Source organism: Deltaproteobacteria bacterium HGW-Deltaproteobacteria-2, from assembly GCA_002840505.1.
Classification (GTDB): domain Bacteria; phylum Desulfobacterota; class Syntrophia; order Syntrophales; family Smithellaceae; genus Smithella.
Genome location: PHBC01000002.1, coordinates 370,431 through 383,515, shown reverse-complemented (window position 1 = coordinate 383,515; position 13,085 = coordinate 370,431). Strand labels below are relative to the sequence as shown.

At 40.2% G+C, this 13,085-nt stretch carries 13 protein-coding genes; 10 read left to right on the top strand and 3 right to left on the bottom strand.

From position 1 onward, the window contains the following. Nucleotides 1-98 precede the first annotated feature (98 nt). From CVU62_06090 to CVU62_06075, 4 genes are read left to right on the top strand one after another with little or no spacing between them, the layout of a single operon-like run. Nucleotides 99-956, top strand: coding sequence for a pantoate--beta-alanine ligase (locus CVU62_06090; protein PKN38417.1), 858 nt, complete (start codon nt 99-101; stop codon nt 954-956). Nucleotides 957-984: 28 nt separating this feature from the next. Next, the gene (locus tag CVU62_06085) at nt 985-1,344 is read left to right on the top strand and encodes an aspartate 1-decarboxylase (protein PKN38416.1); all 360 of its coding nucleotides are present in this window, start codon (nt 985-987) and stop codon (nt 1,342-1,344) included. Between the two features lie 20 nt (nt 1,345-1,364). Further along, nucleotides 1,365-1,697 carry a hypothetical protein gene (locus tag CVU62_06080; GenBank protein PKN38415.1) on the top strand — a complete coding sequence of 111 codons (333 nt, stop codon included), beginning with the start codon at nt 1,365-1,367 and terminating at the stop codon, nt 1,695-1,697. Further along, nucleotides 1,667-3,091 (top strand): adenosylhomocysteinase, encoded by a 1,425-nt coding sequence (locus tag CVU62_06075; GenBank protein ID PKN38414.1) that lies wholly within the window; start codon nt 1,667-1,669, stop codon nt 3,089-3,091. The genes CVU62_06080 and CVU62_06075 overlap by 31 nt, the downstream gene beginning before the upstream one ends. Nucleotides 3,092-3,228: 137 nt before the next feature. On the opposite strand, the gene lptG is transcribed toward CVU62_06075, so the two are convergent. From lptG to CVU62_06060, 3 genes are read right to left on the bottom strand one after another with little or no spacing between them, the layout of a single operon-like run. Next, nucleotides 3,229-4,392: an LPS export ABC transporter permease LptG gene (gene lptG / locus CVU62_06070; GenBank protein ID PKN38413.1), complete on the bottom strand. Its 1,164-nt coding sequence runs from the start codon at nt 4,390-4,392 to the stop codon at nt 3,229-3,231. Beyond that, nucleotides 4,319-5,476, bottom strand: coding sequence for an LPS export ABC transporter permease LptF (gene lptF, locus CVU62_06065; GenBank protein ID PKN38412.1), 1,158 nt, complete (start codon nt 5,474-5,476; stop codon nt 4,319-4,321). Before lptF ends, lptG begins: the two co-directional genes overlap by 74 nt. Next, nucleotides 5,422-5,805, bottom strand: a complete 384-nt coding sequence (locus tag CVU62_06060; GenBank protein PKN38411.1) for a hypothetical protein — start codon at nt 5,803-5,805, stop codon at nt 5,422-5,424. Before CVU62_06060 ends, lptF begins: the two co-directional genes overlap by 55 nt. Nucleotides 5,806-5,882: 77 nt before the next feature. Between CVU62_06060 and CVU62_06055 the strand changes: the two genes are divergently transcribed. From CVU62_06055 to CVU62_06030, 6 genes are all read left to right on the top strand, one after another. After that, the gene (locus tag CVU62_06055; GenBank protein ID PKN38410.1) at nt 5,883-7,112 is read left to right on the top strand and encodes a glycosyltransferase family 9 protein; all 1,230 of its coding nucleotides are present in this window, start codon (nt 5,883-5,885) and stop codon (nt 7,110-7,112) included. Then, the gene (locus tag CVU62_06050) at nt 7,099-8,568 is read left to right on the top strand and encodes a dolichyl-phosphate-mannose--protein mannosyltransferase (protein ID PKN38409.1); all 1,470 of its coding nucleotides are present in this window, start codon (nt 7,099-7,101) and stop codon (nt 8,566-8,568) included. Before CVU62_06055 ends, CVU62_06050 begins: the two co-directional genes overlap by 14 nt. Then, nucleotides 8,568-9,188: a hypothetical protein gene (locus CVU62_06045; GenBank protein ID PKN38408.1), complete on the top strand. Its 621-nt coding sequence runs from the start codon at nt 8,568-8,570 to the stop codon at nt 9,186-9,188. The genes CVU62_06050 and CVU62_06045 overlap by 1 nt, the downstream gene beginning before the upstream one ends. 104 nt (nt 9,189-9,292) lie before the next feature. Next, entirely contained in the window at nt 9,293-10,972 is a 1,680-nt protein-coding gene (locus tag CVU62_06040; protein ID PKN38407.1) for a hypothetical protein, read from the top strand. A 27-nt stretch (nt 10,973-10,999) separates the two neighbouring features. Continuing rightward, nucleotides 11,000-12,145, top strand: coding sequence for a hypothetical protein (locus tag CVU62_06035; GenBank protein PKN38581.1), 1,146 nt, complete (start codon nt 11,000-11,002; stop codon nt 12,143-12,145). Further along, entirely contained in the window at nt 12,138-13,079 is a 942-nt protein-coding gene (locus tag CVU62_06030) for a hypothetical protein (protein ID PKN38406.1), read from the top strand. The genes CVU62_06035 and CVU62_06030 overlap by 8 nt, the downstream gene beginning before the upstream one ends. The last annotated feature ends 6 nt before the right edge of the window (nt 13,080-13,085 follow it).

Genomic DNA, 13,085 nt, shown 5'->3' with positions numbered 1-13,085 from the left:
ATTTACATTCGCTTGGATCCGCAAGGACTGAGACGAAAGGAAGATAAAAAATTACTAGCCTTTCGTTTTGCGACGAAAGGCTTTTTTGTTGTGAAAAAATGAAAGTTATCGAATCGGCAAAAAAAATGCAATCTTATTCCGAAGGTCTTAGAAACCAGGGAAAGAAGATTGCCTTTGTTCCTACCATGGGATATTTTCACGAAGGTCATCTTTGTTTAATGAAGGAAGCAAAAAAGATGGCCGATTGTGTAGTTGTTAGCATTTATGTAAATCCTACACAATTCGGTCCCAAAGAAGACTTATCCAAATATCCCCGTGATTTTGATCGTGATTTAAGAATGGCTGAAAGTGTGAATGTCGATGTCATTTTTTATCCCTCTAATAAAGAAATGTATCCTGCAGGTTACCAGAGTTATGTTGATGTAGAAAAGGTAACTCAAAATTTATGCGGAATATCGCGTCCCGGTCATTTTCGCGGAGTAACCACGGTTTGCAATAAGTTGTTCAATATTGTCAAACCACATATTGCAGTTTTCGGTAAAAAAGACTTTCAACAATTTATATCCATAAAAAGAATGGTTGATGATCTCAACATGGATCTTCAAATAATTGGATTGCCTACGGTGCGTGAGGCAGATGGGCTGGCGATGAGTTCCCGTAATAAATACCTCCAGAAAAATGAAAGACCGTCAGCTCTAACTTTGTTCAAATCTCTGAAATTAGCTCAGAAACTTTATTCCGGTGGAGAAAAAAAATCAGCAGTAATTATTAGCAAAGTAGAAAAATTGATTAAAAGGGCGCCATATACAAAAATTGATTATATTAAGATATGCAGTACAAAAACGCTAAAAGATGTCAATGAAGTTAATGGTCAGTCGGTTATAGCGCTGGCTGTAAAGGTAGGCACGACCAGACTTATTGATAATCATGTCTTTGGCGATAAGCTAAATGTATAATCTTTATCCCTAAGGAGAAATGAATACTATGCAAAGATTCATGTTGAAATCGAAAATCCATCGCGCAACGGTAACAGACGCCGACTTGCATTATGAAGGAAGTATTTCCATTGATGAAAAGCTCATGGAAGAAGCGTCCATAGTGCCTTATGAAAAAGTTGAGATATACGATGTTGACAACGGCGAGAGGTTTTCGACTTATGCCATCAAAGGTAAGCGTAATTCCGGAACAATTTGCCTCAATGGCGCCGCCGCCCGCAAAGTGGCTAAAGGGGATTTGATTATCATTGCCTGTTATGTGATTGCCGACGATAAAGAAGCGCAAAAATGGGAGCCCAAATGTGTATTCGTCGATAGTAAAAATAGAATAAAAAAGCACCCTAAGTAATTAACAATATTGAAAATAATTTGATAATCCTAAGGGATGTTATTAATAAGAGAAATACTGGAATATTTACCGATTATCTTCATTTTGAAATCAATCTTACAGCGGAAATCTCGGGTATGAATCCCAAAGCAAGCTGCGGAGTATTGTATCCTCCGCGTTGTACCGATGCCTTGGGATTCAACTTACCAATTTCAGCTATGCCTATAGTGACCTTAGGTTATTCGTTTTCAGAATTGGAGTTTCAGAATAAAAATGTTAGACTCATACAGTCAGATGTGTTAACTACGCTGCGATCTAAATGCAAAATTAATCAGGAGGAAAAATGGCTTTTCTGGAAATCAACCCGGCTTTAAAATATAAAGTAGCAGATATTTCACTGGCTTCGTGGGGACGCAAAGAAATACAGTTGGCGGAAAACGAAATGCCCGGTCTTATGGCTGTTCGCAAAAAATACGGACAAAAGAAGCCTTTAAAGGGACTGAAGATTATGGGCAGTCTGCACATGACCATCCAGACGGCAATGCTTATTGAAACACTCCAGGTGTTAGGCGCTGATATTCGCTGGGCGTCCTGCAACATATTTTCCACTCAGGACCATGCGGCGGCGGCAATCGCCAGGAACGGTTCGGCGGCGGTTTTCGCGTGGAAGGGCGAATCACTGGAAGAATACTGGTGGTGCACGGAACAGGCTCTGATCTGGCCGGACGGTTCCGGTCCCGATTTAATTGTTGATGACGGAGGCGACGCGACACTGTTTATTCATCAGGGAGTCAAGATAGAAAAGAATCCCCAACTGCTGAAGAAAAAAATAGACAATAAAGAATTTAAAATAATTATTGACCGTCTGGCAAGATCGGTAAAACGTGATTCCGGCAGATGGCAAAAAATAGCATCGAAAATCAAAGGCGTTTCCGAAGAAACAACCACGGGTGTACATCGCTTATACCAGATGCAGGCGGCGGGAGAGCTTTTGTTTCCAGCAATTAACGTCAACGATTCGGTTACCAAATCAAAATTTGATAATCTTTACGGATGCCGCGAGTCTCTGGCCGATGGAATTAAGAGAGCGACCGATATCATGATGTCCGGGAAAATAGTTGTTGTTTGCGGCTATGGAGATGTTGGTAAAGGTTGCGCCCAATCCATGAGAGGTTTCGGAGCGCGCGTGATTATTACTGAAATTGATCCCATCTGCGCCCTGCAGGCCGCGATGGAAGGTTATGAAGTGAGAACCATGGAAGAAGTGGTTCACACCGGCGATATATTTGTTACGGCAACCGGTTGCTGTGATGTAATTACGGGCAAGCATATGGAGAAAATGAAAAATGAAGCCATAGTTTGCAATATCGGTCATTTCGACAGTGAAATAGATATGCACTATCTGGAAACAAGTAAATTCTGCAAAAAAGAAAACATCAAGCCACAGGTTGATAAATGGAAACTCAAATCAGGACGTTCGATAATAGTTCTGGCTGAGGGCCGTCTGGTTAATCTGGGTTGCGCCACCGGCCATCCCAGCTTTGTAATGAGTAATAGCTTTACCAATCAATGTCTGGCTCAAATAGAATTGGCCACTAAAAAACATAGGATAGGTGTTTTCACGCTTCCCAAAATACTTGATGAAGAGGTTGCGCGCCTGCATTTGGAAAGACTCGATGCTAAATTAACCAGATTGACGAAAAAACAAGCAAGTTATCTGGGTATATCAGAGGAAGGGCCATTTAAGCAGAACCACTACAGATACTAATATCAATCCTACATCAAAGCGCTATCTTTGTTGGCGTCATCGTCGGCTTCCTCGACGTATGTATAATACGCCTGCGGAGCCTCCTCCTAGCCGCCTCGATATCATCTTTGATTTAGAATTGATAAATCGTATAAGTTTTAAGTGTGGACTTTATAAAAAAGAACGGCAGCAGCGGCGCCAAATAATATATTTGCTCCCCAGGCGGCAAGAAATACCGGTAGAACTTCCGAACGCCCTAAAGACATGCTGAACGCATGGACTATCCAGTAGGAAAATCCTATAAAAATGCCTATTCCGGCGCTTTGCAGTACTCCACCGCTTCTTTCCGAACGCACAGAAAAAGGAACAGCGATAAAAATCATAATCAATGTCACCAGAGGAAAAGCAATCTTTCCCTGCAGTTCAACAAGATATCTAGTTACGTCGAATCCTTCAGATTGTATCTTTTTAACGTATTTTCTTAATTCAAAGTAGCCCATTTTTTCCGCGTCTTTTTGCATTACTTTAAAATCGTTTGGTTGTTCGGGGATAGCAATTACTTTTTCTTTAGATCGTTCCAGAATAGGATTATTCGCAGCATCAAAACGCGTAATAAGTATATTATAGAAGAACCATTTGTCATTTTTCCATTCAGCTCTTTTGGCATCAATGCGACTCATCAAAGTAAAATCGGGATTTAAATAATTGATGGTTACGCCCCGTAGAATATTTTTGTCTACGTCGAACATTTTAAAATTATAAATCGCGTTTTCACCGTGATACCAGATTTCATTTTGTTTGAAAAATCCCAGTGTTTTTTGTTTTTGCACATCAACTTTGATTACACGTTCGGTTTTTTGAATTGATGCCGGAGTTATCATTTCGTTGAAATAGAACAAAAATACAGCAGCAATAGCCGCGAAAATTATAACGGGAAGAGAAATCCGGTAAATATTTATTCCGTTGGCTTTCATTGCCGTAATTTCGTGGAATTTTGAAAGAGAGCCGAAAGTCATTAATGTTGTCAGAAGAATCGCCGGCGGCAGAACATAGGATATGATCATCGGAATCGAAAAAATGAAATACGATATAATCTGATAGACAGAAGCACTGTTGCTCAGAAACATCCTTATTTTTTCAAAAAAATCGACAACTAAGAAGAGCGCAATGAAAGAAAGGAGCGTGATGATGAAAAATCTTGAAAATTCTTTTAATATGTATTTGTCTAAAATTTTCAATTTGTAAACCTCAACTGTTCTTAAGTCCGCTTTTTCTAAAAATAGTCGCGATAGGGATAAAAGAAATTTCTCTATTGGCTGCATAAAGAAGGCAAATTCCGACTAGAGCGAATAAAAAATTCGGAGCCCAGACACCGATTACGGGAGAAAGATAGCCGGTTTCCACCAGCGCTTCTCCGCCGATACGCAGTAAATAATAGGAAGCGACAACAATAAGCCCTACGGCAAATCCTCTTGATTTTACGGAGCGGTGACTTCTTATGCCCAGAGGAAGAGCCAGCAGCCCGAAAAAGAGGCAGGAAAGAGGTATGGAAAATTTCTTGTGAACTTCAATAGCCAATTCCCGTATGGCTGCCGGATCCAGGCCTGGTTTATTCATTTTTTCCAGAAGCTCACTCACGGTCATTTCCGTGCTGGTTTTGGAAGATTCGTCAAGATTAGCCAATGCGGTGGATAAATCAAGATTAATATCGTAACTTTTAAAATCAATTTTACGGTAATTTTTTAAATCGGAGCTCACGGTATGAATGGAGCCGTCTTCCAGCTTAAGCTTAACAGTCATTGATTCAGCGTCGGAAACGAGAATAGCTCTTTTAGCCAGAATTGTATTTTGTTCGCCGATCATACGGTTATCGGATATAATAACGCCCTCCATATAATTTTGGTTTACAGGAATTTTTTCTGCGTAAATGAGAAAATCCTTAAAGTCAGAGTTAAACACTTTTTCTTTTATTCCGATACTGGCATTTTGTTGTGCAATATTGAAAAGCAGGCGCTTCGTGGCGAAATTGCTTTGCGGTACGAGGAAGTAACTTATAAAGACGGCCAATACAAAAGTGATCAAGGACGCAATGGCTACAGGATAGAATATTTGCATCAGACTGATACCCGAAGTTTTAATGGCCGTTATTTCATTGTCAGCGGAAAGTCTGCCCATCGCAATCAAAATGGCAATCAAAAGGGCGATCGGAATAGTGAATAGCATGAAAGAGGGTAATAGAAAAACGATGATCTTGGCTATGGAAAAAGCACTGACGCCTTTATTGATGACCAGATCCATAATTTGCATAATTTTCCCCATCAACAGGACGAAAGTAAGAACTAATAAAATAATTATAAAGGGGAAGGCAATTTCTTTGAATATATACCTGTTAATAATTTTGCGCATTTGATCATCAACTTTAATGAGACCCAAACTTCAGAAACGAAGTGCACGGAAGTCTGCAGGTCGTAATGTGGCTCAAATTTCAAAAGCAAAGCGCATTGAAATTTAATAGCCGAATTATCCAATCCCGATATATCGAGATTGGGAATTGTCCCGCTTATGCGGGGTTTTATACTTACTTGAAAATAGCACGTATTGGTAAGTTTTCTCAAGCAAAACATAAATTGGACGTATAGAAAAATTATTTTGGATTTGTGCAATTTAAAATAAGGCATTTTAATTTTAGAAAAAAATAATTTCAGAAAATGTTTTTTAACAATAAAAGCATTCATTTATTGACAGTTGCGAGCATTTTTCCTATATTAATCCATTATTTTTATTCTTCCTTCTTTTGAAAAAGGATAAGTCTATGAAAGTCGATACAATGCGCCATATTGATTACTATGTCGGCGTTCCTCTTTGTTTTTTAGGTTCCTTGTGTCAAAAAATTATAACATTATTTATCAAACATGATAAAAAAGTGCCGAAGAATGTTTTGTTTATCGAATTATCGGAAATGGGTAGCGCCATTTTAGTGGATCCGGCGATGAGAAAATTGCAAAAAGAAGCTGGCGCAAATCTTCATTTTGCTATTTTTAAAAAAAACAAACCAAGTCTCGATTTGCTGGGTACAGTTCCACAGGAAAATATTTATACAATTCGTGAAGATAACTTTCTCTCATTGGCGCTGGATGGAATAAAATTCTTTTATTGGACGAGAAAAAGAAAAATCGATGCGGTAATTGATCTGGAGCTTTTTTCCAGGGTTACAGCACTGCTTACCGGTTTTAGCGGCGCTCCTTATAAAGTGGGGTTTCACGCCTATTACAATGAAGGACTTTACCGCGGAGATTTTTTGTCGCATAAAGTCGCTTATAATCCCCACATTCATATCGCAAAAAATTTCATTGCTCTGGTCAACGCGCTCATGTCACCGCAGGAAGAAATTCCTTACTCCAAGACTAAGATTGAAGACGATGAAATAAGTCTTGCTAAAGTTAGATACTCCGCTGATGAAAAGAAGACAGTTATTGATATTGTTTGTGGATGTTTTGAAAAATTCGATTCCGTAAATCATAAAATCGTTTTGATTAATCCCAATGCCAGTGAACTGCTTATCCAGCGGCGCTGGCCCCAGGAAAATTACGCGCAATTAATAAAAATGATTCTGGAGAATTGTCCGCGGGCGATTGTCTTAATTACCGGAGATCCACGCGAAAGGGAAGAGGCCCAGCGGCTCAAGGAGCAGGTGCAGGATGACAGATGTATCAATTTCGCTGGAAAGGTAAAATTTGCCGAACTTCCTTTGCTCTACAGTGTTTCAGAATTGATGGTTACCAATGACTCCGGACCGCCGCATTTTGCCGCGATAACAGATATGCCGACTTTTGTGATTTTTGGTCCGGAAACGCCGGCTCTTTACGGATCATTGGGCAAGACTACGCCGATTTATGCCGGGCTGGCTTGTTCGCCCTGTGTCAGCGCTTCAAACCATCGCAAAACAGCGTGCATTGATAATGTCTGTCTTAAAGTTATAAAACCTGCGCAGGTGTTTAAAACTATTCAGCCGGAATTAGAGAAAATTAATGCCCAAAGCTAACAAACAGATTTTTTTACTGATTGGTTTCTTCACAATAATCCGTCTGGTTGTCGCGCCGTTTTTCGGATTAGGTGTTGATGAAGCCCATTATGTTTTATACGCTAAGTACCTTGACTTAAGTTACCTTGACCATCCGCCTCTGGTAGGCTGGGCGCATGTGCCTTTTTTTTATCTTTTAGGTACGAATGAATTTCTGGCCCGGCTGCCGGCGATTTTGATCTTTGCTGCCGTATCCTACTGTGCCTATTTATTTACATTAAGAATTACTCAGTCCACACGGTTATCGCTGCTGGCCGTTCTGGCTTTGAATGGTTCATTTATGCTCAATGTATTGGGACTGATGCTTTTGCCTGATTCTCTTTTGCTGTTATTTGTTTTCCTTTTCATTTTCACTGCCGAAAGAATAAATCGCGAAAAAAAGCCGCTGGATTTTATTTTGCTGGGAGTTTTGCTCGGTTTAATGGGACTGGCCAAATACACATCGATTTTACTTGTACCTCCACTGGTCATATTTTTTCTGATGAAAAAAAGATACGATATTCTTTTTTCACCTTATATGTTTCTGGCAGCGTTCATTGCATTTGTCATTATTACACCGGTAATCTACTGGAACTTTACGCATGACTTTAGCAGCTTTCGTTATCAGGGCGGACATGTTTTTGGTACTTTATCCTCCAGCTTTAAGAATTTTATTGAATCGCTGGCTGCGCAGTTTGGCGCATACAGTCCTTTTTTATTTATAATTGCCTTTTATGGATTTTTTAAAGCGCTGCGTTCACCCAATGTTTATCTGCGGTTGGCCGTTTTATTTGGTGGAACGATTATGGTATTTTTTCTGCTCACATCATTTTATGAGCGCACTCTTCCACACTGGCCCAGTATTTTTTACCTGCTCTTTATTCCTGTGGGTACTTACATTCTTTTGCAGTCTCAGGAGAAATGGAAAAGAAACTTTCTTTATTTTTCAATAGGACTAAGTTTAACATTAATGATAATCGCCTATTGCGCAGTTCCATTTCCTGAAAAATGTACAAAGTTTTTAGGAATATTCTACAAAATTACTGATTACAAATCTCCCTTTCGAGATATTTACGGATTTCCCTCAATTCTTAAACAGGCCGATGCAATTGTAAAGCAAAGTAATTCAAAAGTGCCAAAAGCAATTGCGGTAAGCAATTGGACAATGGGCAGTAGGACAATGTATTATAATCTGCCGTATAAAAATGAAGTATTTGTCATTGACGAAAGACAAGATCAGTTTGACGTCTGGCAGAAAAAGTCACCGGTTGGATATGATCTTCTTTTTCTTAATACTCATTTCAATAATATTGATGTTGGAGACCAAGTCAGTTGCGAACGAACCGATGTTGCCGGAAAGACCGATATATTGCTCAATGGTGCGAAGGTAGATACGGTGGAATTTGTGTGGTGTCACAATTATCAGGGGATAAAATAGTGAAAGAAAGACGGATCGCAACATACATAGCTGTCGTTTGTTTCATCATGACAGTTGTTTCCTATTTGTTTTGGGATATTCCCTTAACGAAGTACTGCCGGGAACTGAATCCTGCTGTAAAAAATATAGCGGATCTAATAACGCGTTTAGGCGTTTCCACATGGTATATAATAGCCAGTGTTGTTTTGTACTTGTTTTTTCGTTACACTTACAAAAATTATCTCAACGCTTCGCGATCTCTTTTTGTTTTTCTTTCTTTGAGCATTACCGGAATATTCATCAATATATTGAAGTGGATAGCCGGACGCCATCGTCCTGTTGAATTATTTAATCATGGCTATTCCGGATTCTGTTACTTTGGCACCGGTTATGAGTTAACATCTTTCCCTTCCGGCCATGCTCAAACCGCATTTACACTAGCCACGGCTCTGACGATACTTTTCCCGCGTTGGGGTATACCGTTATTCGTCGTTGCGGGTGCGGTAGGTATCAGTAGAATAATTTTAACTTCGCATTATTTGAGCGATGTTATTGCCGGAGCCGGTATCGGCATATTGTTCACCATGGCTATAAAATATTTTTTTGACCGGAAGCAAATTAATTTAACCGTGCCCCGATAAACGGGATAAGTGCGTTAACGGAATTATTTTCAGTTACTCTTTTCAGTACCCCCTTGCGGGATTGAAAAGAACAGAAAATAATTTCTAACTTACTAAAAATAAAAATGAGAAGCATCATGCAAAAAAAGTATATATTATTTTTAATACCCTTTATTCTTTATATTTGTTTGCTTTCCGTTATGCCGCAAATGGAACCGGATGAGGCCCGCTACAGCCTGATTGCCAGTGCCATGAATCAGTCCGGAAATTATGTCACGCCGCATATAAAAAATACAATTTACCTGGAAAAGCCTCCGTTGGTTTCCTGGGCGACGGCAATATTATTTAAGATATTTGGTGAAAACGATTTTGCAGCCCGTCTTTTTGCAGCTTTATGCGCCTGGGGCTGTATTTTGCTTGCTTATTTCATGGGCAGGCATTTCCGCGATGAAAAGACAGGACTGTATGCGGCGATGCTGTTGACGATTTCTCTTTTTCCCTTTATTCTCGGCCATATCAATGTTCTGGATATGCCTCTTACTTTTTTCACGTATCTTTCCATCTGGCTGGGCTATCTCTCTGTGCAGGAACAAAAAAAATATCTGTTTTATTTATTTTATTTTGCCTGCGCTCTGGCCTTCTTGATAAAAGGCGTGATCGGCGTTGTCTTTCCGTTTGGAATTCTGATTATCTGGCTTCTCTGGGCAGGCCGCTGGCGGCAAATATGGCAGTTGTTCTCGCCAGTCGGGATAATAATATTTTTGATAGTCGTTTGTCCCTGGCTGATTCTGGCTCAGAAAGAGAATCCTGATTTTCTGTGGTTCTTCTTTGTACGAGAGCATCTCCTGCGTTTCACCACGAAAATGCATGGCAAAACGGAGCCTTTTTATTTCTATCTGCCGATAATCGTTGGCGGTGCAATACCGTGGGCTTTTTATTTAATCAAAGCCTGGAAAAATAAATATATTAAGGAATCATTATTCAATACAGATGAAAATAAATTACTGGTTGTCTGGTTCTTATTGATTTTGATTTTTTATACGATATCTTCCTCTAAACTGGTAACATATATTGCCCCGCTTTTTTTACCGATGGCTCTTTTTGCGGGATGTATTTTTAAAAAATATGAGGAAGAAATGCCGGTAGAACAAACGAATGGACGAAAGATAATCTATCGTCTGGCAATTATTTTCCAGTCTTTAATATTATTTATTGCCCTGATTCTGCCGCCTATTCTGAAAAAATATTCCGATGCGGAAAAGGGATTGGTGGTTATGGTTTCCGATAAATGGTGGCTCTACATCTTCGTGCCGGTAATTGCCGCGGTTCTTTTGACTTTTCTGCCGGATTTAATTTATAAAAAATTCAAGAAGGGCTGGTTTTTCAGTATATATGTGCTTTGCGCGATCTTATTAGGCAATTTTCTTTTTCCGCTTAATGATTTCTTGGCGCCGTACCGTAGCGCCAAGGTGGCCAGGGAGGCAATTGCCAGGTATGTGCCGCAGGATAGAGATTTATATCAATATCGGGTAAATTTTTACGGCATTGATTTTTATAATAAAATAAGAACACCGATTGTTGAAGATTTTGGCGAATTAGCGGAGGGTATTGCCAAGATGCCCGGGGAAGAAAAGAAACATTACTTCCTCTCCGTGAATGAATTTTTTAGGTTGTGCGAAGAAAAAAAGGATATATACTGCATCACTCAGCACAACGAAAAATTAAAGCAGATTGCGCAGAGGTTTCCGGCGACGGAAATTCTTTGGTATAATAACGCGTTTTATTTGCTTCATATTACAAATTAAAGAGAAGGATGAGTGGGACTGGTGAAAATAAGAAAAAAGTTTCTTCCGTTTAGCAGACCGTCCATCGGCAAGAGCGAAATAAATAAAATGACTACCTGTTTAAAATCAGGGTGGATTACAACGGGCGCGCTTTGTAAGGAATTTGAAGATAAATTCTGTCAGCTGACCGGCTCTCAACGGGCTATATCTCTTAATTCCGCTACTGCCGGAATGCATATTGCGCTTACCGCTCTGAACATTAGTGAGGGAGATGAAATAATTACGCCATCGATGACGTTTGCCTCAACCGTAAATATGATTGCACTGCGCGGAGCAACACCTGTATTTGTTGATATTGATTATGGTACGCTGAATATTAATCCGGATTTGATAGAAGAAAAAATCACGAAGAAAACGAAGGCCATTATTCCGGTGCATTTCGCCGGAGCTCCCGCTGACATGGATAAGATAAATAATCTGGCGCGCAAATATAATTTAACTGTTATCGAAGATGCCGCTCATGCCGTTGGGACTTACTATAAAGGAATTCACGCCGGCGGTTTCGGTCACACGGCTATCTTTTCTTTTCATCCGATAAAAAATATCACCACCGGTGAAGGCGGAATGATAACTTTAAACGATGCCGATCTGGAAAAGAAATTGCGGCTGCTGAGATTTCATGGAATCGAAAGAGACGCCTGGAAAAGGTACGGTAAGGGCGGTAATCCGGCGTACGATATAGCCGGACCGGGATATAAATATAATATGCCGGATATTCTGGCGGCGCTGGGATTGGCGCAAATGGAGCGATGGCAGGAGTTTAATCAAAAGCGTACCAGGCTGGCCCAACTTTATCTGGAAGGCCTCGAGAATATTTCCGGTATTGATTTACCTCAAATTCCCGAATATGATCATGTTCATGCCTGGCATCTTTTTGTGATTAAAGTATCTGCTGTAAATCGTGATGAATTTATGAACAGGTTGTCAGATTATAATATAGGTTACGGTTTACATTTTCCACCAACTCATGCCTTGAGTTATGTGAAAGAAAGATACGCGCCAGGCATTGAACTGCTGGCGGAAACAGAAAAAGCGGCGCAGAGGATTATTTCTTTGCCTTTATTTCCGGATATGCCGGAAAAAGACGTGGTGTATGTTTGTAAAGCAATAAAGGAGATTATAAAAAATGGGTAAAGCTCAGGTAGCAGTAGTAATTCCCGTTTATAATGAGGAAGAGAATCTTCCTGAATTGATGCGGCGCCTCATGCCTGTAATGCAGGGCATGGGTAAAAGCTTCGAAATAATACTCATCGATGACGGAAGCAGTGATAATTCTCTGCAAATTCTCAAAAGCTTCACAAAAAATGCTCAGGTAAAAGTTGTCGAGCTTACTCGCAATTACGGACAGCACGCGGCTATTCTGGCCGGTTTTTCCGTTGTTAACGCCGATGTTATTATTACGATGGATGCCGACTTGCAGAATCCTCCCGAAGAAATACCGAAACTCGTCAAGTTTATGGAAGAGGGCAACTATGATGTTGTCGGTTCGATAAGAAAAGGTCGTAAAGATTCTTTTCTAAGAATCCTTCCTTCAAAAATAATTAATATCGTTGCCCGAAAGATTACGGGAGTCAGCATGCGTGACTGGGGATGCATGCTGCGCGCCTATCGAAGTACGGTAGTGGAGAGAATGATTCAATGCCATGAACACGCCACATTTATTCCGGCGCTGGCGACGGTTTTCGCTAAACGTATTGCAGAAATCGAAGTGGAACATGAAGAAAGATATGGAGGCAAATCCAGTTATCCTTTGAGTAAACTGATAAATCTTCAGTTCGACCTCGTCGCGTCGTTCTCGGACTTCCCGATGAAACTGATAATGTATGGCGGGATACTGATGTCTTTACTGGGAATTTGTTTCGGTATCTTTCTGGCCATCGCCAGACTGGTTTACGGCGCCCAGTGGGCAGCCGAAGGAATATTTACACTGTTTGCCATTTTGTTCGTGTTCGTCGGCCTTCAATTTTTCGCCCTGGGAGTTATCGGTGAATATATCGGCCGTATTTATCTGGAAGCCCGCAAACGGCCTGAATATGTAATTGAAAAAGTGCACACCGAATTATCATAAATTATT